Origin of the sequence: Micromonospora sp. CNB394, assembly GCF_000374985.1 — a bacterium.
GTDB lineage: Bacteria > Actinomycetota > Actinomycetes > Mycobacteriales > Micromonosporaceae > Micromonospora > Micromonospora marina.
On the sequence record NZ_KB895828.1, the window covers coordinates 257,736 to 283,087 of the forward strand.

A 25,352-nucleotide genomic window follows, 5' to 3' on the forward strand; every position below is an offset into this window, starting at 1 on the left:
GGCGTACCCGGTCGGTTCCGCCGGTCCCGGCGGACAGCGCCCGCCGGGACCGGGCGAGCGGCGCGGACGTTCCGACGGCCCCGGCGCGGACGGCCGGGAGCCCCACCGCCCCGGTCCGCCGCCGGAGCGGCTCGACCAACGCTGGGTACGCCCCGACGGACCCCCGCGCCGGGCCGTCCAGCCCGGCTGGATGGCGGAGCCGAACGAGACCCCGCACCCCGCCCCGCGCTGGACCGATCGCCCGGCGGACGGCAGGCGCGCCCCGGCCGACGGTCGTCCGGCGGCTTCCGGCGAACGATGGGACTCGCCCGACGGTCACCAGGACCACTTCCCGGGCGGGCGCCGCGAACCCCGGCCCGACGGGCGCCACCGCCCGTTCGCGGAGCCGTCACCGAACGATCCCGACCGTGGTCGGCGTGGTCCCGGCCTCGACCGGCGCGACGATGCGGTGCCACAGCCGGAGCGGAGCGCGGCCGGCTGGAGCGAGCCGGGCCGGCGGGAACCCGGCTGGAGCGGGCCGGGTCGCGACGAACGGCGTGAACCCGGCCGTGACGGCTGGCGGGAGCCCGGCCCGCGTCCCCCCGCGGACCGGCGAGAACCGGCGGGTGGCCGGTGGGACGACCGCGCGCCGGGCCGCGAGGCTGCCGCGTATCCGGACACCCGGCGCCGGGTGCCGGAGAACGGGCGGCCCGCGCAACCCGACCGCCACGTCACGCAGGGACACCGTCCGGCTGACCCGCAAGCCACCGCCCCGACACGGCCGGGCGCCGACCAGCGTTGGCAGCGCCCGCCGGCCGACCGGTCCCGCCCGCACCAGGGCGAGTGGCCGATCGTCGAGCCACACCCCCGGCCGGAGCCCGACGCGCACCGGCCGGACGAGCGGCACCGCCCGACCGTGGATCGGCCGGTACCGTCCCGGCACCCGATGCCACCCGCCGACGCCCCACGCCCCGACGCGCACCGCCCCGAACAGGACGGTTCTCCTCGCCCGGACCCACGCGACGCCCGGCCTGCCCGCCCTGGCACCCAGCCCGGCGGCACCGGTCATACTCAGCCGCACGCCTCCCGGCCGTCCCCCGCCCCGTCACGCCCGGACACCGCCCCGTCACGTGCGGAGGCCGGTCACGCGCAGCCGGAGCAGGACCGTCGCCGGTCGGACGGGGTCGCCGCCCGTCCGGATCCCCGACCGCAGCAGTGGCCGGTACGGCCCGACGAGCGCCCGCCGGCGTCCCCGGACCAGACGGCCCCACGCCCGGACGGGTCCCGGACGGCGTCCCCGGACCAGACGGCCGCACGCCCGAACGAGCCCGGGACGACTCGGCCGGACGAGCGCCGGACACCGCCGGACGCACCGACGACGGCGCGGCCCGGGCAATGGCCCGACGCTCGTCCGGTCCGTGGAACCGACGGCCGGGCCGCACCCCCGGCCGTGTCGGCCGGACACCCGCCCGCCGACGACCGTCCCCGTCCCGTCCCGGCGGCGCCGGATCCGCCCGCTGCAACCCGCCCGCCCGTGCACCCCGGCGACAGTTCGCCGTCGACCGGCGACACTCCGCTACGGCCCGTGCCGCCTGCCGATGCGGACGAGCAGCAGCGGATGCCGGCACCGGCCCCGTTCGATGTGCCTGCCGGTCAGACGTTCCGCGCGCCCGCGGGCCCGACGGCCGGCACGCCTGCGGGGTCCACTTCCGTCGTGCCCGCGGGCCCGACGGCCGGCACGCCTGCGGATTCCCGGTCCGGCGTGCCCGCTTCCGCGAGCCCGGCGACCAGCGCACCCGTCTCGGGCGTACCGGAATCCAGCAGGCCCGTCTCCGGGGCGCCCGCCGCGGGCATGCCGGGCGCCGACGCGCCTGTCTCCGGTCCGGCCACGCCGGTCGCCGGCCGGCCCAGCGACGGTACGCAGACTCCGATCGGCACCGGAGGGGCGCAGCGAAGCGGGGAGCCCACCCGCCCCACGCCGTCGCGGGGACGGACGGAAGAGCCGCAGGGCCCGGCTCCAGCCGTGCCGGCCACCGGCACCCGACCCGTGCCGGGCCCGGATGCCAGCCGTCGCGACGTCGACGCGACACCCCGGGCGATCACCCGGTCCACGCCGGACACGGACGCCGGCCGGTCCGAAGCCGACGTGCCCGCCCAGCCCGCGCAGGGCACGGATCGCCCCGGAGCCGACGCGCGCACCCGGCCCACCCAAGGCACAGATCGCCCCGAACCCGACGCGCCCTCCGACGGTCTCGGAGCCGAAGCGTCCCCGCACCGGAGCGACGAGCCGTCGGAGAACGGCCGCTCGGGAAGGAAGACCGGCCCGCCCTCCCCCGGCGCGAAGGCGTGGTTCCAGCCGGCCCAGCCCGCCCGGCCCGCAGAAGCACCGGAGCCGCCGGAGATCTTCCGCGATTCCGGCCCCTCTGGGGGCCGTTTCGTACCAAGATCTCTGTCCGACCACGACTCGATCGAACGCCCCGCCGTGGTGGCGGCTGCTCCGGAAGCCGTGACGGAGGCGCCGGGCGTGACGGAGACGGCGGGACTCGATGCCGCAGCAACAGCGGCAGGTGCTCCCGCGCCGGGGCCGAGCGCCGGTCCGGCACGAGCGTCCACCGCCGACCCGGCCGCGCCCCTGCCCGACTCTGCACCGTCCCCGACAGCTACGCCGTTCCCCACCATCCCACCGGGCGACGCTGACCCGCCGCTCCCGGCCGCCGCGTCGACCGGCACCGCCGACAGACGTCAGGACGGCGCGGCACCGCAGGCCACCGCCGACGAGACGGCACCGCAAACCACCGCCAACCACCCGGCAACGCAGGCCACCGCCGATCCCACGGCACCAGAGACCACCACCGACCGTCCGACACCTGAGACGGCCGCCGACCACACGGCACCAGAGACCACCACCGACCGCACCGGGTCCGCCCCGCCCGCTCCTCAGCAGGTCGGCACGGCGGCCGACGCCGCGCCCGCGCGGCCTTCGCCCACCGCTGAGGAGATCGCCGCCCCCGGCAGCGCGCCCGCCGAGCACGGCGGCGCCCCGGCCGGCACCGCGGGCACCGGCCCGGCCGAACAGCCACTCGCCGACACCGGCCACAGCGACGCCGTCGGCGACGGGCCAGAGCGCGCCGACGACCACGAACACGCCCCGCCCGCGCAACAGAAGCAGGCGCCGACCCACGACGGCGGCGCGGCCGACGCCGACGAGGCGCGGGAACCGCGTACCCCCGACGCCGCAACCGGCGACGACGCGGGCCCGGCGGCGGAGGCCGAACCGCCGTCCCCGGTGGAACCGGAGCAGGCCCTCGCCGCGGTCGGCTGGGAACTGGATCCGCGTACGCTGCGCGAGCAGGCCCCCGACCCGGCCCGGTTGCGGATGATCCGGGACGGGCTCACCGGCAAACTGGACACCACGCTCGACAACCGGAGCCGGGCCCGGCTGCTCAGCCTGCGGTCGGTGGCGTCCCGGATCCTCGGTGACCTGGACGACGCGCTCGCCGACGCGCGGCTGGCCGTCACGTACGCGGAGGCCACCGGCGAGTTCCGGCGGACCGCGCTGGCCCGCGCGCGCCTCGCCGAGGCGCTGCGGTGGCGGGGGGACCACGCGGAGGCGGACCGGCTCTTCGCCGAGGCGAACTCGCCGGAGCTGCCGGACCGGCTGCGCGCGTTGCTGCACGAGCACGCCGGGCGGTGCTGCTACGACCAGGGGCGGCTGACCGAGGCGTGCCTGCACTTCGAGCGGGCGCTGGACCTGCGTCACGGCGAGGACCCGCAGCTCGGCGCCCGGGTCGAGGTGGCGCTGGACGCGGTCGCGGAGCGGGCCGCCGCGGACGGTTTCGGTCCGCCGCCGCGCCGGCCCGAGGAGGTGCTCGGCACCCCGCGCCTGCCGGTGGCGACGTTCGACGAGGAGCAGCAGCTCTGGGGGTATGCGAACGCCGACGGCGAGATGGTGATCGCACACCGGTACGCGGAGGCGCAGCCGTTCCACGAGGGGCTGGCCTGGGTACGGCGGCCGGAGGCGTCCCGGTGGGCGCTGATCGACACGTCCGGCACGGCGCTGATCGAGGCGAACAACGGCTACCGGTCGGTGGTGCCCTTCTCGGATGGGCTGTCCTGGGTGTCGATGGACGGCAAGGGCCGGTGGATGGCCGTCGACCGGATGAACATCGTGAAGATCCCGCCCGGGTACGAGGAGGCGCGGCCGTTCCGCAACGGCCTGGCGGCGGTACGGCAGAACGGCGGCTGGGGCGCGGTGGACCTGACCGGCGAGGTGGTGGTGCCGACCCGCTACCACCGTCTCGGCACGTCGCTGGTCGACGGCCGGGAGGTCGACGGGTTCACCGCGGACGGACTGGCGGTGGTCGAGCTGGCCGGCCGCCGGGGCGTGGTGGACCGGGCCGGCCGGGTGGTGGTGACACCGGCGTACCCGACGGTGGTGGTGCACCCGGTGGCGTTCCTGGTCGCCACCGAGTCGGGCCGGTGGGGCGCGCTGGACCGGCGCGGCGAGCCGCTCATCGACCCGGTACACCCCGGGCGCACGGCGGTGGTCGCGGAGATCGACCGGCTGCTCGCCGACGCCAGCCCGGTGCTCTGACCAGCGTCCGGCACGCCACCCGCAGCGGCGGCGCCCCGGTCCGTCAGCGACCGGCGCCCGGGCCGGCCGCTCCCGCCGTCGGCGGGGGGCCGAGCAGCTCGATGCCGTTGCGGGCGGCGGCGTGTCCGAGGGCGGCCGGGTCGATCGGCTCCGGGTCGGGCAGCCGGCGGTGCGGCGCGGGTACGCCTGCTTCCGCGGCGAATCGCTCGAACCCGGCCGGGGTGGTGATCTGGAGCGCGCGCAACGGCTCGTCCGGGCCGACCACGAAGGTGTGCGGCAGGCCCACCGGCAGCAGGACGAAGTCACCGGGGCCGGCGGCGAGCGTCTCGCCGTCGCAGTGGAACCGGGCGGTGCCGGACAGCAGGTAGAACATCTCGTCCTCGACCTGGTGACGGTGCAGTGGCGGGGCGAAGCCGGGCGGGTTCACGAACTCGGCGACGGTGAGGCGGTCCCGGGTGTGCCGGCCGCCGGCCTTCAGCGTGCAGAGGTTGCCGAGGAACCAGTACGCCTCGCCGTCTTCGGGGCCGAGCAGGTAGGGGCGGACGGACATGAGCAGCCTCCAATTTCAGTGAATGCGAGAACATTCGATAGCCAGCAGTCTAGTGAATGCATTGTTAGTATCGCGAGGTCATGGCTGGAGTCAAGGACGGCAAGGCGACGCGCCCCTACCGCTCGGCGGTGCGCGAGGAGAGCGCCCGGCGTACCCGGCAGGCGGTGGTGCGGGCGGCGACCGACCTGTTCGTCACGCGCGGCTACGCGGCGACGTCGCTGGCCGACGTGGCCGCCGAGGCGGGCGTCGCCCGGCCCACCGTGTTCGCCGTGTTCGGCTCCAAGGCCGCCCTGCTGCGCCAGGTGCTCGACGAGGCGCTCGCCGGTGACGACGAGCCGGTGCCGGTGGCGCGCCGCCCCTGGTTCCAGCCGGTCTGGGAGGCGGCCGACCAGGGCGCGGCGCTCGACGCGTACGCCGGGGTCTGCACGCTGATCGGTCACCGCGCGGCCGGCGTCTTCGAGACGGTGCGCCGCGCCGCGGACGAGGCGCCCGAGGTGGCCGAACTGTGGGAGACGCTGCTGCGCAACCGCCGCGCGGGCGCCGACATGGTGGTCGACCGGCTGCTCAGCCTGGACGGCCCGCTCCGGCCGGACGCGGGCACCGGACGCGCGGTCGACGCACTGTGGTTCTACAACGACCCGGCGCACTACGCGGCCCTGGTGCAGCGGTGCGGGTGGACGGAGGAGAGTTTCCGGCGGTGGCTCGCCGCCCGGATGCGCGACGCGCTGCTGGGGGCGTGAGCGCCGGACGGCGGCCGGGACCGGGCGGGTCTAGGGTCGGGAGCATGGAATTCCGTCACCTTGGCCGCTCCGGCCTGATGGTCAGCGAGATCTCGTACGGCAACTGGATCACCCACGGCTCGCAGGTCGAGGAGGACGCGGCGGTCGCGTGCGTCCGCGCCGCCCTCGACAGCGGCATCACCACGTTCGACACCGCCGACGTGTACGCGGGCACCCGCGCCGAGTCGGTGCTCGGCCGGGCGCTCAAGGGCGAGCGCCGCGAAGGGCTGGAGATCTTCACCAAGGTCTACTGGCCGACCGGGCCGGGCCGCAACGACCGGGGCCTGTCCCGCAAGCACATCATGGAGTCGATCGACGGCTCGCTGCGCCGCCTCCAGACCGACCACGTGGACCTCTACCAGGCCCACCGCTACGACTACAGCACGCCGCTGGAGGAGACGATGGAGGCTTTCGCCGACGTCGTACGCTCCGGCAAGGCGCACTACATCGGTGTCTCCGAGTGGAGGGCGTCCCAGCTGCGCGAGGCGCACGCGCTCGCCCGTGACCTGCGCATCCCGCTGATCTCGAACCAGCCGCAGTACTCGATGCTGTGGCGGGTCATCGAGACCGAGGTGATCCCCACCAGCGAGGAACTGGGTGTCGGCCAGATCGTCTGGTCGCCGATGGCCCAGGGTGTGCTGTCCGGGAAGTACCTGCCCGGCCAGCCGCCGCCCGCCGGCTCCCGCGCCACCGACGAGAAGTCCGGCGCCGGGTTCATCGCCCGGTTCATGACCGACGACGTGCTCACCCGCGTGCAGCGGCTCAAGCCGCTGGCCGAGCAGGCCGGGCTGACCATGCCGCAGCTCGCCGTGGCCTGGGTGCTCCAGAACCCGAACGTCTCCTCGGCGATCGTCGGCGCGTCCCGGCCGGAGCAGGTGCACGACAACGTGAAGGCGGCGGGCGTGCGGCTCGACGCCGACCTGCTCAAGGCGATCGACGAGATCGTCGAGCCGGTCACCGAGCGGGACCCGGCGAAGACCGAGAGCCCGGCTCAGCGCCCGTGACGTCGCGTCGTTCCCGGGCCGGGCTCGCACCGGCCCGGGAACGACCCGGTCAGCTCTCCCAGAAGCGGATCAGGGCGTAGCCGATCTGGTACAGCTCGCGCGGCAGGCCGAGCGCGTCGCCGACCGCGAAGACCGCGCCGAAGAACACCCGGTTGATCTGCGGGCTCCACAGCAGCGCGAACAGCAGGATGAAGCCGTACGGGGCGAACAGGTCGTACATCCGCCGGTAGGCGGGACTGAGCCACGGCTGGAGCATGTTGCCGCCGTCCAGGCCCGGCACCGGCAGCAGGTTGAGCACGCTCGCGGTGAGCTGGAGGAACGCGAGCAGCCCGATGCCGGCCCAGAACTCCAGCGGCCCGCCCAGTTCCGGCCCCCACGCCACCGCCGCCACCAGCAGCAGCGTGAACAGCACGTTCGTGGCCGGCCCGGCCAGGCTGACGAGCGTGTGCCGCAGCCGGCCGGGGATGGCGTGCCGGTCCACCCAGACCGCGCCACCGGGCAGGCCGATGCCGCCGAGCAGCACCACGACCACCGGCAGCACGATCGACAGCAGCGGGCTGGTGTATTTCAGCGGGTTGAGCGTGAGGTAGCCCCGGTGCGCGATGTCCCGGTCACCGGCCCGGTACGCGACCACGGCGTGCGCGTACTCGTGCAGGCACAGCGAGACCAGCCAGCCCGAGACGACGAAGAGGAACACGTCGAAGCCGACGTTGCCGTACCGGTTCCAGGTCATCACCCCGGAGGCGACGAAGAGCGCCACCAGGGCCAGGAAGATCGGGCTCGGCCGGAACGCCGCCCGGGGCACGCCGAGGACCAGCGGCTCACCGGGGCGGTCGTAGCCGGTCATTCGGCCGGGGGTTCCAGGCTCATCCGGTAGTCCACCCGGTCGTCCTCGACCAGCGCGACGGAGGTGACGCCGGATGCCGCGAGCTCCCGCCAGGTCTGGCCGATCCACGACTCGGCGTCCGCCTGGCTCGTGAACGACTCGGCGGGTCCGTCGACCGCGTCGCCGTTCGCGCCCTCGTACCGCCAGCTCCACGCCATGCCGCGTCTCCCCTCGCCGCCGTCCCGTCCGGGACGAACCTCCGCAAGCGTAGTCGCCCGCCCACGACGCTTCACCCCTCGACCGGCGCGGGCCGACGCGCGGGTGCCCGCAAGGTTCGGCCGTCACCAGCGGGGTATCCACGCCGGACGTCGTCAGCGAGGGAGGACACCATGCGGCCGTTGCGGGAGATGGACACCGAGGAGATACGGGCGATGGCGGTACGCGGCGGCATCGAGGCGGCCCACGAGATGGACCGGGAGGAGCTGCTCGACGCGCTCCTCGCCCGCCCCGGCGAGGGAGCCTGGCAGGAGGATCCGAAGCCGGTTGACGTGAATCCCAACGACTATCGCTTCGAGGCCCCCGAGCGCCGACCGCGATGACCCACCTCTCACTGCCAGGCCCGGGCGGCGGCATCTAAGGTACGGGGCATGTCCGTTGACGGGTGGCACACCCTCCTGGTGCTCGGCGGTATCCGCTCCGGCAAGTCCGAGTTCGCCGAGTCGCTGGTCGCCGACGCGCCCACGGTCCGGTACGTGGCCACCGCCCCGGCCGGCGATCCGGAGGACACCGAGTGGGCGGCCCGCCTCGCGGCGCACCGCGCCCGGCGGCCGGGTAGCTGGAACACCGAGGAGACGGCCGCGAACCCGGGCCGGCTGGTCGAGGTCATCGCCGCCGCCGGGCCCAACGACACACTGCTCGTGGACGACCTGGGCGGCTGGGTGACGGTGCTGCTCGACCCGGTCCACCAGCCGGCCGACGACACCGCCACGATCGCCGAGCTGGCCGCGGCGGTGCGGTCCAGCACGGCCCGGCTGGTGCTGGTCAGCCCCGAGGTGGGCCTGTCCCTGGTGCCCACCACGCCGCTGGGCCGGGCGTTCACCGACGCGCTCGGCGCGACCAACCGGGCGGTCGCCGACGCCTGCGACGCGGTCGCGCTCGTGGTGGCCGGTCAGACCGCGTGGCTCAAGCCGGCCACCCCGGCCACCCCGGCCCCCGCGCACGCCGTGCCGCCCGCCGCCGCGCCGCCCGAGGCCGCGCCGAGCCACGCCGCGGCACCGCAGACCGCAGCGCCCCGAGCCGCGGCACCCTTGACCACGGCCGCGCCGAGCCAGGCCGCACCTGACCAGGTCACGCCGGCCGGTCTCGGCGCCGCAGACCTGACACTGCCCGAGGTGCTCACCCCGGCCGCCGCCCCGGCGCCCGCCCCGGCCGCCCCCGACGCGCCGGGTACGGGCGACTGGGCCGCACCGACCATGGCGCTGCCGATGATCGCCACCGGCCTGGTCATCCAGCCGGGCATGGAACTGCCGATGCCCGACGACTACACCGGGCCGCAGGCGGTCGACCGGCTCGCCACCCTCGACATTTCCGGCGCCGGTCTCGGCGTGCTGGAGCAGGTGGTCGGCTTCGCCGCCGCCACCCAGGGCACCTCGACGCCGCGTCCGTGGGACTCCGTACGCGTCCTGCTGATCCGGGGCGACCACGAGGGCGGCGCGTCGGCCGGCGCGACGCCCGGAGCGTCGGCCCGCCGCGCCCGGCAGGCCCGCGCCGGCCGGGGCGCGCTGGCCCGGCTCGCCGCCGAGAACCGGGCCGGCCTGCAGATCGTCGAGGCGCCCGTGTCGGCGCCGATGGAGGACGGCCCGGCCCTGCCCGCCGACGAGGTCGAGGCGGCCCTGCGCTACGGCTGGCGGCTCGCCGAGCAGGCCGCCGACGCCGGGGTGCAGCTGCTGGTGCTCGCCGCCTGCGGCGCGGGTGCCGAGGCCGCCGCCGCGGCGGTGCTCGCGGCCACCGCGGGGGCGGAAGCGCCGACCGTACTCGGCCGGGTGATCACCGAGCAGGGCGAGATCGACGACACCGCGTGGATGGCCCGCTGCGCGACGGTACGGGACGCGCTGCACCGCACCCGGCGCTCCGCCCGGGAGGCCAAGGACGTGCTGGCCGAGCTGGGCGGCGGCGACATCGCACTGGCCACCGGTGTGCTGCTGGGCGCCACCGCCCGCAAGGTGCCGGTGCTGCTGGACGGCCCGGTCGGCACCGCCGCCGCCATGGTCAGCCGCGACCTGGCCGGGCAGGCCCGGCACTGGTGCCTGCTGCCCGACCACGGCGGCCGTCCGGGCGTGCGGCTCGCCGCCGACGTGCTCGGCCTGACCCCGCTGGTGGACCTGCGGCTGGACCTGGGCGAGGGGGCGACCGCGCTGGCCGCGCTGCCGCTGCTGCGCTCCGCGCTGACGCTCGCCGCCACGCTGCCGGCGCACCCGTCGCTGGGCGGCCCCGACGACGACGGCGACGAACCGGACTTCGCCGAGCCGGAGCCGGCCGGTCCGGGGCCGACCACGGTCGGTGCCGACGAGCCGGTCTCCCCCGGCCGACGTGCCGACTGACGCGCGGCTCGCCGACGGCATCCGGCTGGCGCTCACCACGTTCACCACCCTCCCGGTACGCGCCGGCCGGGTCGACCGGGCCGCCGCCGGGACCGCGATGGCGCTCGCTCCGCTGGTCGGCGCGCTGCTCGGCGCCGTACTCGGCGGGGTGCTGCTGCTCACCGGCGCGCTCGCGCCACCGCTCGTCGCCGCCGTGGTGACAGTCGGGCTGGGTGCGCTGCTCACCCGGGGCCTGCACCTGGACGGGCTGGCCGACACCGTCGACGCGCTCGGCTCGTACCGGCGCGGCCCGGCCGCGCTGGAGATCATGAAGCAGCCGGACGTCGGCCCGTTCGGGGTGGTCGCGCTCGTGGTCGTACTCCTGCTCCAGAGCGCGGTGCTCGCGGAGCTGGCCGGCCGGGACGCGCTCGCCGCGGTCGCGGCGGTGGTCGCGGCCACCGCGGCCGGGCGGCTCGCCGTCGGCCTGGCCTGCCGGCGTGGCGTGCCGGCGGCCCGGCCGGAGGGCCTGGGCGCGCTCGTCGCCGGCACTGTGGGGTGGGCCGCCCTGACGCTCGGCGCGGTCGCCGTCGCGCTGGCGGCCGTGCCCGCGGTGCCGGACCGGCCGTGGCAGGGGCCGCTCGCCGTGCTCGGCGCGCTCGCCGTCGCGGCCGGGCTCCTCCGGCACCTGGTACGCCGCCTCGGCGGCATCACCGGCGACGTGCTCGGGGCGCTCGTGGAGATCGTCACCACGCTGTCCTACCTGGGACTGGTGCTGACCGGCTGAACGCCACCGGTCCGGGCGGGTAGCGTTCGGGGCGATTGCACCGGCGCGGTCGAGGGGGACGGCATGCTCATCACGGACGACTTCCTGCCGGTACCGGTGCCCGAGTCGCTCGACGCGACCTACCTGGTGCCGATCACCGGGCTGCCCAAGGTGAGCCCGAAGACCGCCGTGGACGGCCTGGCCGGCCGGCTCGCCGAACCGGTCCACGGGCTGGCCCGGCAGATGCTCGACAGCCCGCTGATGACGGTGGACACCCGTACCGTCGACGAGTTCCCCGAACTGCCGCCGGACCTGCTCACCGCGTTCGGCGCCACCGAGGAGCAGCTGGCCCGGCTGGCCGCCGCCACCCACCTGGTGGTGGTGCAGGCCGAGTACCGGCCGGGCTGGCCGCCGGCGCACGAGTGGGCCGCCCGCGCGGTGGCCGCGGCGGTCGCCGAGACGGTCGGCGGGGACGTGGTGGACGTCTTCGGGCTCCAGTTCCTCGACCCGGCGGCGGCGCTGCGCTCGCTGCCCGACGACCAGGGCCGGATCCGGCTCGTCGACTGGGTGCTGGTGCCCTACTCCTCGGACTCCGACGGGCTCTGGTTCACCACGAAGGGGCTGCGCCGGTTCGGGCTGCTGGAGTTGCAGGCGCAGGGCGTACCGGACCATTTGACCCGGGCGTGGGGCGCGGTGATGACCGGTGCGGCCCGGCGGCTGCTGCGGGACTGGACCGACGGGCTCGCCGGCGACGAGGTGCCCGCCTTCGTGCAGCTTCCGGTGCTGGCCACGGTGACCGGGCACGACATCGCCGTGGCGTACGGCAATCCGGAGCAGCACGGCGCGACCGCGCCGGTGCTGCTGCGGCTGGAGCTGGACCCGGCCACCGACCCCGACGCCGACTCGTTCCTGAGCCTCAACCCGCCGCCCGGGCATCCGGGACCGCCCGGCCGCTACTTCGCCGCCGCCTGCGCGACGCTGTTCAACGGCATCCAGCCGGACGTGCGCTACACCCGCACCGGGGACGCGATGAGCCGCGCGGTGGAGACCGCCCGCGCCGCGCTCGGCGACATCCGGGCCCGCTTCCTGGCCGGGCGGCTGCCCGAGGAGAGCCAGCTCGTGGTCAAGTACGGCCTGCCCGGCGACGACGGCCCCGAGTACGTCTGGGCCGGGGTGACCTCGTGGGACACCCCGGAACGGATCGTCGGCGCGAGCGCCAGCGACGCCAACACCGACCCGAGCGTGCGGATCGGCTCCCCGGTGGTGGTGGAGGCGTCGGACGTCGTCGACTGGGCCGTGCTGGACGGCACCGGCGTGCTGGAGGGTGGCTGGACACAGGCAGTCCTCGACGCCGGTGAGCGCGGCGAGGACTGACCCGCGCTCAGCGCACCGAGGGCTCGACGAACGGCGGCCTGGTCAGGCGCATCCGGGCACGGCGGCCCCGGATGTCCACCTCCAGCTCGTCGCCGTCGGCCCGCTTCGGGTCGGTGTCGACGAGCGCCAGCGCGACGCCGTGCTTGAGCGTCGGGCTGAACGTGCCGCTGGTGACGGTGCCGACCTGCCGGTCGCCCGCGTACACGGCCATGCCGGGGCGCGGGATGGCCCGGTCCACGGCGGTGAGGCCGCGCAGCGTCCGGGCCGGACCGGCGGCCTTCTCGGCGAGCAGCGCGTCCCGGCCCCAGAACGCCGCCTTGTCCCAGCCCACCGCCCAGCCGGAACGGCCCTGCACCGGAGTGATCTCCAGGGACAGATCCTGCCCGTGCAGCGGGTAGCCCATCTCGGTGCGCAGCGTGTCCCGGGCGGCCAGGCCGCAGGCCCGTACGTCGTCTGCCGCGGCGAAGATCGCGTCCCAGACGGCGACCGCGTGCTCGGCCGGGACGACCAGCTCGTAGCCCAGCTCGCCGGTGTAGCCGGTGCGGCACACGGTCAGCTCCACCCCGTCGAGCGTGGCGGTGGAGAAGCTCATGTAGTCGTGGGCGGTGGGCAGGCCGAGCACGCCCAGCAGCTCCGCCGAGCGCGGCCCCTGGACGGCAAGCACCGCGTACGCCTCGTGCTCGTCGGTGACTGTGACGCCCTCGGGCGCCGCGGCGCGCAGCCGGCGGGCGACCTCGGCGGTGTTGGCCGCGTTGGGCACCAGGAAGACGTGGTCCCCGGCGTGCAGGTAGGCGATGATGTCGTCCACCACGCCGCCGGTGGCGTCGTCGCAGCAGAGCGTGTACTGGGCCTGGCCGGGCGCGATCCGGCCGAGGTCGTTGGTGAGGCAGGCGTTGACGAAGTCCGCCGCGCCCGGCCCGGCGACCCGGATCTTGCCCAGGTGCGAGACGTCGAACACGCCGACGCCCTCGCGGACGGCCGTGTGCTCCTTCAGCACGCCACCACCGGCGTACTCGAGCGGCATCTGCCAGCCGCCGAAGGGGGCGAACTTCGCGCCGAGCGCGGTGTGCCGCTCGTGCAGCGGGGAACGGCGCAGCCGGGTCTCGGCGGCGTCGGAGGTCACCTCGGTCATGGGTGGCAACTTACCGGCCCGGGCCGGTGTGGTTAGCATCGGCGGGATCCCGTCGGCACGCATCGGCGGGACAACCACGACTCCCGGCGGGTAGGTTGCCGCCGGAGAGACCTTCACCGCCGGTACGCGACGACGCGGCCGGCCCGGCCCGCCCGGAGTAGCTTTCGTGACATCGCCCCGCACCACCCTCAGCCTGGTCGACACCGACCCCGCCGAACTCGCCGTCGACGCGATCGTGATCGGCGTGCACAGCCAGACCACCGAGCCGGGCAACGGCGCACCCGCCCACGCTTTGCTGCTGGCGAGCGGCGGGGAGAGCATCGCCGCCGCGTTCGACGGAAAGCTGACCGAGACGCTGGCTCTGCTCGGCGCGACCGGTGGCCCGGGCGAGGTGATCAAGCTGGCCACGCTGGGCACCGTGTCCGCCCCGCTGGTCGTGGCGGTCGGCCTCGGCCCGGAGCCCGCCGGTGCCGCCCCGGCACCGGAGTCGCTGCGCCGGGCCGCCGGTGCCGCGGTGCGGGCGCTGGCCGGCGCCCCGCGCGTCGCCCTGGCCCTGCCGCTGCCCGACGACGCCGACGCCCCGGCCGCCCTGCGCGCGGTCGCCGAGGGCGCGCTGCTGGGCGGCTACCGGTTCGCCGGCTACAAGACCAAGCCGCAGCCGGCCCGGCGCGAGCCGGTGGCCGAGGTGCTGGTGGCGGTGCCGGACGCGGCCGACGCGACCGCCCAGGCCGAGATCGCGCGGGCGCAGGCGGTGGCCGGCGCGGTGCGGACCAGCCGGGACTGGGTCAACACCGCGCCGAACGAGCTGCGTCCCCCGGCGTTCGCCGACGCCGTCTCCGCCGCCGCGCGCGAGGCCGGACTGGAGGTCGAGGTGCTGGACGAGGCGGCGCTGAAGGCCGGCGGCTACGGCGGCATCCTCGCCGTCGGTCAGGGCTCCGAGGCCCCGCCGCGGCTGGTGAAGCTCACCTGGACGCCCGAGGGCGGCGGCAACGGCAAGCGGGTCGCGCTGGTCGGCAAGGGCATCACGTTCGACACCGGCGGCATCTCGATCAAGCCGGCGCAGGGCATGTGGGAGATGAAGTCGGACATGGCCGGGGCGGCGGCCGTCGGCGCGGCCATGCTGGCGGTCGCGGCGCTCAAGCCGTCGGTGACCGTCACCGGCTACCTGCCGATGGCGGAGAACATGCCGTCGGGCACCAGCTACCGCCCGGGCGACGTGATCAGCATGTTCAACGGCAAGAAGGTGGAGGTGCTCAACACCGACGCCGAGGGCCGGATGGTGCTGGCCGACGCGATGGCGCGGGCCTGCGCGGACGGCGCGGACTACCTGTTCGAGACCTCCACGCTGACCGGCGGGCAGGTGATCGCGCTGGGCAAGCGGATCGCCGGTGTGATGGGCACCCCGGAGCTGTGCGAGCGGGTGCGGGTCGCCGGTGACGCGACCGGCGAGCCGGCCTGGCCGATGCCGCTGCCGGACGACGTGCGCAAGGGCATGGAGTCGGACGTCGCGGACATCTCGCAGGTCAACGCCGGGATGGACCGGGCCGGGCACATGCTCCAGGGCGGGGTGTTCCTGCGCGAGTTCGTGACCGACGACGTGGCCTGGGCGCACATCGACATCGCCGGTCCGGGCTACCACTCGGGCGAGGCGACCGGCTATTTGACGAAGGGCGGCACCGGTGTGCCGGTGCGGACGCTCGTGCACCTGGTCGAGGACGTCGCCACCAACGGCTGACAAGTAAGGAAGGGCCCCTTCTTAACGCCTGGCGTTGTAGAAGGGGCCCTTTTTAACACAAGCGTTCAGAACAGCTCGGGCCGGCGCTTGCGGCGCTCGTTGTAGTCGCGCATGCGCTGCGGGTAGCCCATCAGCCGCACGTCGTAGATCGGGATCGCGATCCGGTGCGCCCAGCGGCGGGCCTCGTCCGGCCCGCCGACGCGCCGCCGGGTCCACTCGCCGTCGTCGGCGATCAGCATGATCGTGGTCTCGGTGACCGTCGTACGGGGCTCGATGTACGCCTCGACGCCCTTGCGGGTCCGGACGAAGTTCTCCAGATGGTCCAGATCGGCGCGGTCGGCGGCGCGGTCGCGGCTCGCCGGGACCGCCCGCTTGCGTCGTCGGAACAGCCCCACCGAATCCACTCCTCCCCCATCGCCGTCATCGAGGTCGGTGCCAAGGGTACGTGTCGCCGACGTGTCGTTGGGCACCTCGGTACGCGCTCGGTCCGTGGTGGTGACAAGATGACCGAGGTGGGGTGTACCTGTTACTCCGCCGTAACCCCCGATGCAGTGACGCGACCTGGGAGTTGGATGTGAGCGAGCCGAACGACACGACCTTCGACATCGTCATCCTCGGAGGTGGTAGCGGCGGCTACGCGGCGGCGCTGCGTGCCGCCCAGCTGGACCTCTCCGTCGCCCTCATCGAGAAGAGCAAGCTGGGCGGGACCTGCCTGCACAACGGGTGCATCCCGACCAAGGCGCTGCTACACGCCGCCGAGATCGCCGACCAGACCCGCGAGTCCGAGCAGTTCGGCGTGAAGGCCGAGCTGGTCGGCATCGACATGAAGGCGGTCAACTCGTACAAGGACGGCGTGATCTCCCGCCTGTACAAGGGCCTGCAGGGCCTGGTGGGCAGCAGCAAGAAGATCACCTTCGTGGCGGGCGCCGGCAAGCTGGTCGGCAAGAACGTCGTCGAGGTCGACGGCAAGCGCTACACCGGCCGCAACGTCGTGCTGGCCTCCGGTTCGTACGCGAAGAGCCTGCCCGGCCTGGACGTCGACGGCGAGCGGATCATCACCAGCGACCACGCGCTGACGCTGGACCGCGTCCCGTCGTCGGCGATCGTGCTCGGCGGCGGTGTCATCGGCGTCGAGTTCGCCAGCGCCTGGAAGTCCTTCGGCGTGGACGTGACGATCGTCGAGGCGCTGCCCCGCCTGGTCGCCGCCGAGGACGAGGAGTCGTCGAAGGCGCTGGAGCGGGCGTTCCGCAAGCGGAAGATCAACTTCAAGGTCGGCAAGCCGTTCGAGAAGGTCGAGAAGACCGACAAGGGCGTGAAGCTGACCATTCAGGGCGGCGACACGGTCGAGGCCGAGCTGTTGCTGGTCGCCGTGGGCCGCGGCCCGAACACCGCCGGCCTCGGCTACGAGGAGCAGGGCGTCAAGATGGACCGCGGCTACGTGCTGACCGACGAGCGGCTGCGCACCAGCGTGCCGAACGTCTACGCGGTCGGTGACATCGTGCCCGGCCTGCAGCTCGCGCACCGCGGCTTCCAGCAGGGCATCTTCGTCGCCGAGGAGATCGCCGGAAAGACCCCGGCCGTGATCGACGAGGCCGGCATCCCGCGCGTCACCTACTGCGACCCGGAGCTGGCGTCGGTCGGACTGACCGAGGCGAGGGCCAAGGAGCAGTACGGTGCCGACAAGATCAAGACCTACAACTACAACCTGGGCGGCAACGGCAAGAGCCAGATCCTCAAGACCGCCGGCCACGTGAAGCTGGTCCGGGTGGACGACGGCCCGGTGGTCGGCGTGCACATGGTCGGCGCCCGGGTCGGTGAGCTGATCGGCGAGGCGCAGCTCATCTACAACTGGGAGGCGTACCCGGCCGAGGTGGCGCAGCTCGTGCACGCCCACCCGACGCAGAACGAGGCTCTGGGCGAGGCGCACCTGGCCCTGGCCGGCAAGCCGCTGCACGCGCACGCCTGACACGACAACCGCGGCGTCCGGCGACGGGCGATGATCCCACCAGGGGAATGAAGGAGTCTGGAGAACATGCCGGTATCGGTCACCATGCCCCGGCTCGGCGAGAGCGTCACCGAGGGCACCGTCACGCGCTGGCTCAAGCAGGAGGGTGACACCGTCGAGGTCGACGAGCCTCTGCTCGAGGTGTCGACCGACAAGGTCGACACCGAGATCCCGTCCCCCGCGGCGGGCGTGCTGAGCCGGATCGTGGTCGGCGAGGACGAGACCGCCGAGGTCGGCAGCGAGCTGGCGGTCATCGCCGGCGAGGGCGAGGACGCGGGCGCGGCTCCCACCGAGAAGGCCGAGCCGGCCACCGAGCCGACGGCCGCCGCCGAGGGCACCGGCCCCGAGCCGGAGCAGGCCGAGGAGGCCGCCGCCGAGCCGGGCGCCGAGGCCGAGCAGTCGGCCGTCGAGGAGCCGGCCGAGTCCGCCGCGCCGTCGGGCGAGGGCACGCCGGTGACCATGCCGGCTCTGGGTGAGAGCGTCACCGAGGGCACCGTCACCCGCTGGCTCAAGCAGGTCGGCGAGACCGTCGAGGTGGACGAGCCGCTGCTGGAGGTCTCCACCGACAAGGTCGACACCGAGATTCCGTCGCCGGTCGCCGGCACGCTGCAGGAGATCAAGGTCGCCGAGGACGAGACCGCCGACGTCGGCGCCGTGCTGGCGATCGTCGGGGCGGCCGGCGCCGCGCCCGCGAAGGCGGAGCCCAAGCCCAAGGCCGAGCCGAAGGCCGAGCCCAAGGCCGAGCCCAAGGCCGAGCCCAAGGCCGAGCCGAAGCCGGAGCCCAAGGTCGAGGAGCCGACCCCGGGCCTGTCCTACAACGAGCCGGCCGCCGAGACGGAGCAGGCCGCGCAGCCGGCCAAGGCCGAGCAGGCGGCCCAGCCGGCCGCGCCGACCGCCACGCAGCGCCCGAGCGTCCCGGCCCAGAACGGCGAGGACGCCGCCGGGTACGTGACGCCGCTGGTGCGCAAGCTCGCCGCCGAGCACGGCGTGGACCTGGGCTCGCTCAAGGGCACCGGCGTGGGTGGCCGCATCCGCAAGCAGGACGTGCTGGAGGCGGCCGAGAAGGCGAAGGCCGCCAAGGCGGCGCCCGCCGCCGCTCCGGCCGCCAAGGCCGAGGCCCCGGCCAAGCCGGCCGCCAAGCCGGAGCCGAGCGCCAAGCGGGGCACTACGGAGAAGCTGCCGCGAATCCGGGCCACCATCGCCAAGCGGATGCAGCAGTCGCTGCACGAGACGGCGCAGCTGACCACAGTCGTCGAGGTCGACGTCACCAAGGTCGCCAAGCTGCGGGCGCGGGCCAAGGACTCGTTCCAGGCCAAGCACGGCGTGAAGTTGTCCTTCCTGCCGTTCTTCGCGCTGGCCGCGATCGAGGCGCTCCAGACGTACCCGATCATCCAGGCCAGCATGGACCTGGACGGCGGCACGATCACCTACCCGGCCGCCGAGCACCTCGGCATCGCCGTGGACACCGAGCGCGGGCTGCTCGTGCCGGTCATCCACAACGCCGGTGATCTGAACATGGGCGGCATCGCCAAGCGGATCGCCGACCTGGCCGAGCGCACCCGGGCCAACAAGATCACCCCGGACGAGATGGCCGGGGCGACCTTCACGCTCACCAACACCGGCAGCCGGGGCGCCCTGTTCGACACCCCGATCGTGCCGTCGCCGCAGTCGGCGATGCTCGGCACGGGGGCCGTGGTGAAGCGCCCGGTCGTGGTCAACGACGCGGAGCTGGGTGAGGTCGTCGCGATCCGGTCGATGGTCTACCTGGCCATGTCGTACGACCACCGGCTGATCGACGGCGCCGACGCAGCCCGCTTCCTCACCGCGGTGAAGGAGCGGCTGGAGGGCGGCAACTTCGAGGCCGAGCTGGGTCTGTAGATCCGAGACGGCGAGGGGGCGCGCGGCGACATGCCGCGCGCCCCCTCCGTCATTTCCGCGGGTCAGCCGCGCAGGTGCTCCTCGGAGACGGTCCAGAGCCGCTCGGCGGCCTCCGGGTCGCGGGCGTACGGCGCCCAGCCGGTGCGCGTGCCGGGCTGGTTCGGACCGGCCTCCTGGCAGTCCTCGAAGTACCGGCCGCCGACGCCGTCGAGCAGCGGCGAGGCGGCGACGCTGCTGCTGGTCGGCGCGCTGCTACCACCGAAGATCGACGATCTCATCCTGATCATCGCCCTGGGCGAGTCGGTCATCTCCGTCGGCGTGGGCAGCAACCTGCTCGGCCAGCCGCCCACCTGGCCGGCATGGCAGCGGCGGCACTCGGCATCTGCTTCACCACCGCGCTCTGGTGGGCGCACTACGACATGGTCGGGCCCGCTGGCACGACAGGCGAATCAAAGGGCGGGTGAACCAGCTGCCCGCCGCCTCCGTGATACCTGTCGGCCCCGCCGTGGGGCCACAGACGAGGGATACGGGGACCGCATGACCATCGACTCCGTCCACGCCGGCGCGGCCGGCACCTGGCAGCTCGGCGACCTGACCGTCAACCGCATGGGCCTGGGCGCGATGCGGCTGACCGCGAACGCCGACGGCAGTCCGAGCGACCGGGACCGGGCCGTCGCCGTACTGCGCCGCGCCGTCGAGCTGGGCGTCAACCACATCGACACGGCCGCGTTCTACTTCTCGCCGCTGCGCTCGGCCAACGAGCTGATCAGCCGGGCGCTGTGGCCGTACCCGGAGGATCTGGTCATCGTGACCAAGGTCGGGCCCGGCAAGGATCCGTCCGGGCAGTGGCTGCCGGCGGCCCGGCCGGACCAGTTGCGCGGGCAGGTAGAGGAGAATCTGCGCCAGCTCGGCCGCGACCACCTGGACGTGGTTAACCTACGGGTACACGGCCCGGAACCGCTGTCCGAGCACTTCGGCGCGCTGGCCGAGCTGCGCGACGCCGGGCTGATCCGGCACCTCGGCGTCTCCGCGGTACGCCCGCACCAGGTCGCCGAGGCGCGCGCCATCGCGCCGGTGGTGTGCGTGCAGAACTCGTACGGCCTGGGCTACCGCCGTCAGCACGACGAGCTGATCCGGGACTGTGCGGCGCACGGCACCGCGTTCGTGCCGTTCTTCTCCCTCGTCACCAGCGGCCGGGAGGCCGGTGCCACCGGCGAGGAACACACGGAGGTGCACGCGGTGGCCCGGGAGCACGGTGTGACGGCGGCCCAGGTCCGGCTGGCCTGGACGCTGGCCCGGGGCCCGAACGTGCTCGCCATCCCCGGCACCGGCGACCCGGCCCACCTGGAGCAGAACGTCGCCGCCGCCGGGCTGCGCCTGTCCCCCGCCGACCTGGCCCGGCTCGACGGCGTGTGACGCGTGTTAATAAGGGGCCCTTTCACCTCCTCAGGCGTTAAGAAGGGGCCCTTCCTTACGGCGCTGGTCCAGCACGTCGCCGTCACCGACGACGCGGAGGCGGCCGCCGCCGGGACGGCCGCCGAGACCGGGCTCACCCCGGCGGAGGTGCTGGCCACACCGTTCGTGCTGGCGGGGACGCCCGACGAGATCGTCGCGGCGGTGGCCGGGCACCGGCGCCGCTGGGGCGTCACCCGCTTCGTGGTACGCGCCGGAGCGGTCGAGGCGCTCGCCCCGCTCCTGCCCCGGCTGGCGGGGCTGGCGGAAAAAGAGCTGGACTTCGAGCAGGCTCGAAAGTGAACACTTGGCGCATGACGACGACACGGCGGCTGGGCCGCAGCGGCATCGAGGTCAGCGCGATCGGCATGGGCTGCTGGGCGATCGGCGGTCCGCTCTGGGACGGCACCCAACCGCTCGGCTGGGGCGAGGTGGACGACGACGAGTCGGTGCGTACCGTCCACCGAGCCCTGGACCTGGGCGCGACGCTGTTCGACACCTCCAGCAACTACGGTGCGGGGCACAGCGAGCGGGTGCTCGGGCGCGCGCTCGCCGGTCGCCGGGACAGCGCGGTCATCGCCACCAAGTTCGGCTACCCCACCGACGAGGAGACCCGCCAGGCCCTCGGCGAGGACGCCACAGCGGACTACGCGCGGCGCAGCCTGGAGGGTTCGCTGCGCCGGCTCGGCACCGACCACGTCGACCTCTACCAGCTCCACCTGGGCGGCTTGCCGGTGCCGCGGGCGCTGGACCTCGTCGGCACCCTGGAGGACCTGGTCGCCGAGGGGAAGATCCGGGCGTACGGCTGGAGCACCGACGACCCCGCCTCGGCGCGCGCCTACGCCGAGGCGGGACCGCACTGCGCGGCGATCCAGCACGACCAGTCGGTGCTGCGGGACAACGCCGCCGTGCTCGCGGTCTGCGCGGAGTTCGACCTCGCCGCCCTGAACCGGGGACCGCTGGCGATGGGCCTGCTCACCGCGAAGTACCAGGACGCGCCGGTCGCCCGGGGCGGCGACGACGTGCGCGGTGTGGCCCCGGAGTGGCTGGACTGGTTCACCGGCGGCGTACCGCGCGCCGAGTGGGCGCAGCGGGTGGCCCGGGTCCGCGAGGCGCTGACCGCCGACGGCCGCACCCTCGCCCAGGGCGCGCTCGGCTGGCTGCTCGCGCGCAGCCCGCACACCCTGCCGATCCCCGGCTGCCGGACCGTCGCGCAGGCGGAGGAGAACCTCGGCGCGCTGGCGTACGGGCCGTTGCCGCAGGACGCGTTCGCCGAGGTGGAACGCCTGCTCGCCGACCTGCGTACCGCCCCGGCCGACGCCTGACCGCCCGGTCCCTTTCGCGGGGTCCGCCTCAGAGGTGTCGGCGGACCTCCGCGGCGAACCGGGGCAGGCCGGTGCGTCCCAGCAGTACGAGCAGACCCGGTACGGTCGTCGGCTCCTTGCGGTAGGCGGCCGCCTGGCGGTGCAGGACGTCGAGTGTCTGCCCCGGATAGAGGTCCAGCTGGTCGAGCAGGAAGTCGTCCGGGTGCACCGCCACGATGTCGAAGGACTTGAGCGACGGCTCGGGAAAGTCACCGACATTGAACGTGACCAGCACCTCCGCGTTCGCCCGGACGGCGGCGGCGAGCACGTGCCGGTCCTTGGGTTCGTTGGACATGCCGTCGATCAGCGACTCGTATCCGCTGACCATAGCGTCCGGAAACGCCTCGGCCATGTGGCCGAGCCGACGGTCGACCCGCTCCTCCGCGATGCCTCGTGCGATCAGGTTGCGTCGCAACTCGTCCAGCACGTCCCTGGACCAGAGGGGTCGGTAGGCGGCGACCTCGGCCAGCCGCAGCAGGGTGTCGCATAGATGCGCCGGGTAGAGGACGCAGGTGTCGAGAAACGCCGGGAACGCCACTCAGGTCACGCTCATCTCGTCCTGCGGGGCGTGGAGGTCGCGTCGTACAGGCCGTCGTCCTCGGCTTCGGCGGTCATCCGGTCGAGTGTCCGGCGGCGCGCCTGCCGGGTCCGCTCCTGGTAGTCGAGAACGTCCCGGAGCATGACTCGACGGTGACGGCCGCGCATCGTGTGCGGCATCTCGCCCTCGGACAGCAACCGGACCAGCGTGGGCCGGGAGATGTTGAGAAGGTCTGCCGCCTCCTGGGTCGTCAACATCGTGTTGTGCGGTGCGATGGAGATCGCGAGGCCCTCGGACAACACCGTCACGACGTCCCGCAGCACCCCGTACAACTCGTCCGGGATCTCGATCTCGGATCCGTCCGGCCCGACCAGCCTGGCCCGCGCACGACCGCCGGCGTTCCGCAGTTCCTGCACGAACCGGGCCAGCTCGGCGGGGTCGTCCGGGGGAAGGACCGTACGTTCACGCAGGGCGCTACTCATGACGCAAGCGTATCGCTATTCGAAAAAAACGCAACGCGTTCAGCGCGTGCAACCGGCGGGCGTGACGAGTGAGTGATTTCGCTCAACGCATCCGAATCGCGCTCCGTACTCGAAGATGGGAGCATGCGGATCCTCATGGCCGGCGCGTCCGGTTTCCTCGGCACCCGACTGGTCGACTGCCTCGCCGCCGACGGCCACCAGGTCACCCGCCTGGTCCGCCGCCCGCCACGCACGCCCGCCGAACGACAGTGGAACCCGTCCGCCGCGCAGCTCGACCCGCAGTGCGTCGCCGACGCCGACGCGGTGGTGAACCTGGCCGGCGCGGGGGTGGGCGACAAGCGCTGGAACGACGAGTACCGGAAGCTGATCCGGACCAGCCGGGTGGACAGCACCACCACGCTCGCCATCACGATCGCCGGCCTGCCCGCCGCCGACCGGCCGACGGTGCTGCTCAACTCCTCCGCCGTCGGCTGGTACGGCAACACCGGCGACCGGGCGGTCACCGAGGAGGCGCCTGCGGGTGAGGGGTTCCTCGCCGACGTCTGCCGGGTCTGGGAGGCCGCGACCCGGCCGGCCGAGGACGCCGGGGTACGGGTGGTGCGCCTGCGTACGGGCCTGCCGCTGCACCGCGACGGCGGCCTGCTCAAGCCGCAACTGCTGCCGTTCCGGCTCGGCGTCGGCGGCAAGCTGGGCAGCGGGCGGCAGTGGCTGCCGTGGATCTCGATGCGGGACTGGCTCGACGCCGCGGCGTTCCTGCTGGCCCGCGGCGACGTGGCCGGCCCGGTGAACGTGGTCGGCCCGGCGCCGGTCACCAACGCCGAGTTCACCCGGGAACTGGCCCGGCAGCTGCACCGCCCGGCGATCATGCCGATTCCGGCGGTGGCGCTGAAGGTGGCGCTCGGCGGTTTCGCGCAGGAGGCGCTCACCAGCACGCGGGTGCTGCCCGGTGTGCTCGGCAAGGCGGGCTTCTCCTGGACGCACCCGGACCTGCCGGGCGCGTTGCGCGCCGCCCTCGCCGAGTGAGCGGGCGAGGGCGGCGCGGCGCGGCGGGTCAGCAGCCGATCACCCAGTACGCGGGTCCGGTCTGCTTCAGCGTGCTCGTGTAGAAGGTGTTGTAGAGGCCCATCCGCTGCCCGCTGCCGAGCGCGTAGGCGTATCCGCCGGACTGGTAGGCCCGCCCGGCCACGACGTGCCCGTAGTTGCTGGCGGTGACGCAAACCGGCGCGCTGGTCGGCGTGGGCGTCGGCGACGCGGTCGGCTTGGGCGACGCGGTCGCCGTCGGGGTCGGGCTGGGCGAGGAGCCGCCACCGCCGAGTCCGAAGAAGACCGCGTCCCGGTACGTCGAACAGATGGTGTCCAGGAAGTACGCTCCGGCGGTGCCGCACTGGTCCGTGCCGGAACCCGGGTCGACGGGGGTGCCGTGGCCCATCCCGGAGACCCGGTAGAGGCGGACCTGGTCGCTGCCGTACACCTCCAGGCTCGTGCCGGCCGGCAGCGTGGACGTGCTGGTCGGGGTGGCCGAGACGCCCAGCACGTTCGTCCACTGGTCCCGCGATTCGACGGCGTTCGCGGTGGCCACCGTGGTGTCGCTGGTGCCGTGCCAGATCGCCACCCGGGGGCGTTTGCCGGTGTAGCCGGAGTACGCGTTGCGAACCAGGTCGCCCCACTGCGCCGGGGTCTTGTTCACACCCGGGTTCATGCAGCTGAACGCGTTGACCATGCTGGTGGCGCAGCGGTACGGGATGCCGGCGATGATCGAGCCGGCGGCGAAGACGTCCGGGTACGTCGCGAGCATTGTGGCGCTCATCGCGCCACCGGCGGAGAGACCGCTGACGTAGACGCGGGCGCCGTCGGTGCCGTAGGTGTTCTTGGCGTAGTCGACCATCTGCTTGATCGACAGCGCCTCGCCCTGGCCGCGCGCGGTGTCGCCGGTCTCGAACCAGTTGAAGCAGGAGTTGGCGTTGTTGCCGCTGGGCTGCTGCGGCGCGATGAGCGTGAACTTCCACTGGTCGGCGTACTTCTGCCAGCCGGAGTTGGCGACGTACGTCGAGGCGTTCTGCACGCAGCCGTGCAGCAGCACCACGGCGGGCGCACCGGCGGGCAGGCCGTCCGGGCGGTACGCGTACATGGCCAGGTTGCCGGGGTTGGACCCGAACCCGGTGACCGGGGTCAGCGAGGCGGCCTGGGCGGGGAGGGCGGCGACCAGCGCGGTGGCCGCGGCCAGCACGACCCCGGCCGCCGCCCCGGCGACGCGGGCGATGAGGGATGAGGAGCGGGGCACGGGGGACCTCCCGATCGTGGAATGTGAACTGAGTCAC

Annotated in this window: 24 protein-coding genes; 14 read left to right on the forward strand and 10 right to left on the reverse strand. The window is 74.3% G+C overall.

The genetic code is table 11. The features are described from left to right. Positions 1-1,632: 1,632 nt before the first annotated feature. On the reverse strand, positions 1,633-1,869 hold the full coding sequence (locus C569_RS0108510; RefSeq protein WP_155945510.1) for a hypothetical protein: 237 nt from the start codon (positions 1,867-1,869) through the stop codon (positions 1,633-1,635). Between the two features lie 634 nt (positions 1,870-2,503). On the opposite strand from C569_RS0108510, the gene C569_RS0108515 reads away from it, so the two are divergent. Further along, positions 2,504-4,573 carry a WG repeat-containing protein gene (locus C569_RS0108515; protein WP_018785371.1) on the forward strand — a complete coding sequence of 690 codons (2,070 nt, stop codon included), beginning with the start codon at positions 2,504-2,506 and terminating at the stop codon, positions 4,571-4,573. Between the two features lie 43 nt (positions 4,574-4,616). Here the strand turns inward: C569_RS0108515 and C569_RS0108520 are convergent, their stop codons facing one another. Beyond that, complete coding sequence (locus C569_RS0108520; protein ID WP_018785372.1) at positions 4,617-5,123, reverse strand: cupin domain-containing protein; 507 nt, start codon at positions 5,121-5,123, stop codon at positions 4,617-4,619. Positions 5,124-5,203: 80 nt separating this feature from the next. Between C569_RS0108520 and C569_RS0108525 the strand changes: the two genes are divergently transcribed. Both C569_RS0108525 and C569_RS0108530 read left to right on the forward strand, forming a co-directional pair. Beyond that, a complete protein-coding gene (locus C569_RS0108525; RefSeq protein ID WP_018785373.1) occupies positions 5,204-5,863 on the forward strand; it encodes a TetR/AcrR family transcriptional regulator in 660 nt (219 codons plus the stop codon). Between the two features lie 44 nt (positions 5,864-5,907). After that, positions 5,908-6,906, forward strand: coding sequence for an aldo/keto reductase family protein (locus C569_RS0108530; protein WP_026267870.1), 999 nt, complete (start codon positions 5,908-5,910; stop codon positions 6,904-6,906). A 49-nt stretch (positions 6,907-6,955) separates the two neighbouring features. Here C569_RS0108530 and C569_RS0108535 read toward each other — a convergent pair whose 3' ends face one another. Both C569_RS0108535 and C569_RS0108540 read right to left on the reverse strand, forming a co-directional pair. After that, a complete protein-coding gene (locus C569_RS0108535; protein WP_018785375.1) occupies positions 6,956-7,753 on the reverse strand; it encodes a site-2 protease family protein in 798 nt (265 codons plus the stop codon). Next, positions 7,750-7,950, reverse strand: coding sequence for a hypothetical protein (locus tag C569_RS0108540; protein ID WP_018785376.1), 201 nt, complete (start codon positions 7,948-7,950; stop codon positions 7,750-7,752). The genes C569_RS0108535 and C569_RS0108540 overlap by 4 nt, the downstream gene beginning before the upstream one ends. Before the next feature lie 171 nt (positions 7,951-8,121). Here C569_RS0108540 and C569_RS0108545 point away from each other — a divergent pair, with 171 nt between their 5' ends. From C569_RS0108545 to C569_RS0108560, 4 genes are all read left to right on the forward strand, one after another. After that, positions 8,122-8,331 carry a hypothetical protein gene (locus C569_RS0108545; RefSeq protein ID WP_018785377.1) on the forward strand — a complete coding sequence of 70 codons (210 nt, stop codon included), beginning with the start codon at positions 8,122-8,124 and terminating at the stop codon, positions 8,329-8,331. Positions 8,332-8,379: 48 nt separating this feature from the next. After that, positions 8,380-10,332 carry a bifunctional adenosylcobinamide kinase/adenosylcobinamide-phosphate guanylyltransferase gene (locus C569_RS0108550; RefSeq protein ID WP_018785378.1) on the forward strand — a complete coding sequence of 651 codons (1,953 nt, stop codon included), beginning with the start codon at positions 8,380-8,382 and terminating at the stop codon, positions 10,330-10,332. Further along, the gene (gene cobS, locus C569_RS0108555) at positions 10,322-11,095 is read left to right on the forward strand and encodes an adenosylcobinamide-GDP ribazoletransferase (protein WP_026267871.1); all 774 of its coding nucleotides are present in this window, start codon (positions 10,322-10,324) and stop codon (positions 11,093-11,095) included. Before C569_RS0108550 ends, cobS begins: the two co-directional genes overlap by 11 nt. Before the next feature lie 63 nt (positions 11,096-11,158). Next, positions 11,159-12,448 carry a DUF2314 domain-containing protein gene (locus C569_RS0108560; protein ID WP_018785380.1) on the forward strand — a complete coding sequence of 430 codons (1,290 nt, stop codon included), beginning with the start codon at positions 11,159-11,161 and terminating at the stop codon, positions 12,446-12,448. A 7-nt stretch (positions 12,449-12,455) separates the two neighbouring features. On the opposite strand, the gene gcvT is transcribed toward C569_RS0108560, so the two are convergent. Further along, positions 12,456-13,580, reverse strand: coding sequence for a glycine cleavage system aminomethyltransferase GcvT (gene gcvT, locus C569_RS0108565; protein ID WP_018785381.1), 1,125 nt, complete (start codon positions 13,578-13,580; stop codon positions 12,456-12,458). A gap of 166 nt (positions 13,581-13,746) precedes the next feature. Here gcvT and C569_RS0108570 point away from each other — a divergent pair, with 166 nt between their 5' ends. After that, positions 13,747-15,315: a leucyl aminopeptidase gene (locus tag C569_RS0108570; protein WP_018785382.1), complete on the forward strand. Its 1,569-nt coding sequence runs from the start codon at positions 13,747-13,749 to the stop codon at positions 15,313-15,315. Between the two features lie 65 nt (positions 15,316-15,380). Here the strand turns inward: C569_RS0108570 and C569_RS0108575 are convergent, their stop codons facing one another. After that, the gene (locus C569_RS0108575) at positions 15,381-15,710 is read right to left on the reverse strand and encodes a hypothetical protein (RefSeq protein WP_018785383.1); all 330 of its coding nucleotides are present in this window, start codon (positions 15,708-15,710) and stop codon (positions 15,381-15,383) included. A gap of 179 nt (positions 15,711-15,889) precedes the next feature. Between C569_RS0108575 and lpdA the strand changes: the two genes are divergently transcribed. Both lpdA and sucB read left to right on the forward strand, forming a co-directional pair. Next, positions 15,890-17,281, forward strand: a complete 1,392-nt coding sequence (lpdA, locus tag C569_RS0108580) for a dihydrolipoyl dehydrogenase (RefSeq protein WP_018785384.1) — start codon at positions 15,890-15,892, stop codon at positions 17,279-17,281. 66 nt (positions 17,282-17,347) lie between these two features. Continuing rightward, entirely contained in the window at positions 17,348-19,198 is a 1,851-nt protein-coding gene (sucB, locus tag C569_RS0108585) for a 2-oxoglutarate dehydrogenase, E2 component, dihydrolipoamide succinyltransferase (protein WP_018785385.1), read from the forward strand. 62 nt (positions 19,199-19,260) lie between these two features. On the opposite strand, the gene C569_RS0108590 is transcribed toward sucB, so the two are convergent. Further along, positions 19,261-19,476: a hypothetical protein gene (locus C569_RS0108590; protein WP_018785386.1), complete on the reverse strand. Its 216-nt coding sequence runs from the start codon at positions 19,474-19,476 to the stop codon at positions 19,261-19,263. A gap of 259 nt (positions 19,477-19,735) precedes the next feature. On the opposite strand from C569_RS0108590, the gene C569_RS0108595 reads away from it, so the two are divergent. The 3 genes from C569_RS0108595 to C569_RS0108605 are packed head-to-tail and all read left to right on the forward strand — an operon-like array spanning position 19,736 to position 21,975. Continuing rightward, a complete protein-coding gene (locus tag C569_RS0108595) occupies positions 19,736-20,614 on the forward strand; it encodes an oxidoreductase (protein WP_018785387.1) in 879 nt (292 codons plus the stop codon). Positions 20,615-20,617: 3 nt separating this feature from the next. Then, positions 20,618-20,953, forward strand: a complete 336-nt coding sequence (locus C569_RS0108600) for a hypothetical protein (RefSeq protein WP_018785388.1) — start codon at positions 20,618-20,620, stop codon at positions 20,951-20,953. An 11-nt stretch (positions 20,954-20,964) separates the two neighbouring features. Beyond that, complete coding sequence (locus C569_RS0108605; protein ID WP_018785389.1) at positions 20,965-21,975, forward strand: aldo/keto reductase; 1,011 nt, start codon at positions 20,965-20,967, stop codon at positions 21,973-21,975. A 28-nt stretch (positions 21,976-22,003) separates the two neighbouring features. On the opposite strand, the gene C569_RS0108610 is transcribed toward C569_RS0108605, so the two are convergent. Continuing rightward, positions 22,004-22,552 carry a PIN domain-containing protein gene (locus C569_RS0108610; protein ID WP_018785390.1) on the reverse strand — a complete coding sequence of 183 codons (549 nt, stop codon included), beginning with the start codon at positions 22,550-22,552 and terminating at the stop codon, positions 22,004-22,006. 11 nt (positions 22,553-22,563) lie between these two features. Further along, positions 22,564-23,034, reverse strand: coding sequence for a helix-turn-helix domain-containing protein (locus C569_RS0108615; protein WP_018785391.1), 471 nt, complete (start codon positions 23,032-23,034; stop codon positions 22,564-22,566). A 123-nt stretch (positions 23,035-23,157) separates the two neighbouring features. Between C569_RS0108615 and C569_RS0108620 the strand changes: the two genes are divergently transcribed. After that, entirely contained in the window at positions 23,158-24,057 is a 900-nt protein-coding gene (locus C569_RS0108620) for a TIGR01777 family oxidoreductase (protein ID WP_018785392.1), read from the forward strand. A gap of 28 nt (positions 24,058-24,085) precedes the next feature. On the opposite strand, the gene C569_RS0108625 is transcribed toward C569_RS0108620, so the two are convergent. Continuing rightward, a complete protein-coding gene (locus tag C569_RS0108625; protein ID WP_018785393.1) occupies positions 24,086-25,315 on the reverse strand; it encodes a PHB depolymerase family esterase in 1,230 nt (409 codons plus the stop codon). Between the last annotated feature and the right edge of the window lie 37 nt (positions 25,316-25,352).

Coding starts and splice junctions, on each gene's coding strand:
- C569_RS0108540 (WP_018785376.1), bottom strand. CDS start 7,950: ATGGCGTGGAGCTGGCGGTACGAGGGCGCGAACGGCGACGCGGTCGAC.
- C569_RS0108545 (WP_018785377.1), top strand. CDS start 8,122: ATGCGGCCGTTGCGGGAGATGGACACCGAGGAGATACGGGCGATGGCG.
- C569_RS0108535 (WP_018785375.1), bottom strand. CDS start 7,753: ATGACCGGCTACGACCGCCCCGGTGAGCCGCTGGTCCTCGGCGTGCCC.
- C569_RS0108590 (WP_018785386.1), bottom strand. CDS start 19,476: ATGAGATCGTCGATCTTCGGTGGTAGCAGCGCGCCGACCAGCAGCAGC.
- gcvT (WP_018785381.1), bottom strand. CDS start 13,580: ATGACCGAGGTGACCTCCGACGCCGCCGAGACCCGGCTGCGCCGTTCC.
- C569_RS0108525 (WP_018785373.1), top strand. CDS start 5,204: ATGGCTGGAGTCAAGGACGGCAAGGCGACGCGCCCCTACCGCTCGGCG.
- C569_RS0108550 (WP_018785378.1), top strand. CDS start 8,380: ATGTCCGTTGACGGGTGGCACACCCTCCTGGTGCTCGGCGGTATCCGC.
- C569_RS0108595 (WP_018785387.1), top strand. CDS start 19,736: ATGACCATCGACTCCGTCCACGCCGGCGCGGCCGGCACCTGGCAGCTC.
- C569_RS0108605 (WP_018785389.1), top strand. CDS start 20,965: ATGACGACGACACGGCGGCTGGGCCGCAGCGGCATCGAGGTCAGCGCG.
- C569_RS0108520 (WP_018785372.1), bottom strand. CDS start 5,123: ATGTCCGTCCGCCCCTACCTGCTCGGCCCCGAAGACGGCGAGGCGTAC.
- C569_RS0108615 (WP_018785391.1), bottom strand. CDS start 23,034: ATGAGTAGCGCCCTGCGTGAACGTACGGTCCTTCCCCCGGACGACCCC.
- C569_RS0108530 (WP_026267870.1), top strand. CDS start 5,908: ATGGAATTCCGTCACCTTGGCCGCTCCGGCCTGATGGTCAGCGAGATC.
- C569_RS0108560 (WP_018785380.1), top strand. CDS start 11,159: ATGCTCATCACGGACGACTTCCTGCCGGTACCGGTGCCCGAGTCGCTC.
- C569_RS0108620 (WP_018785392.1), top strand. CDS start 23,158: ATGCGGATCCTCATGGCCGGCGCGTCCGGTTTCCTCGGCACCCGACTG.
- sucB (WP_018785385.1), top strand. CDS start 17,348: ATGCCGGTATCGGTCACCATGCCCCGGCTCGGCGAGAGCGTCACCGAG.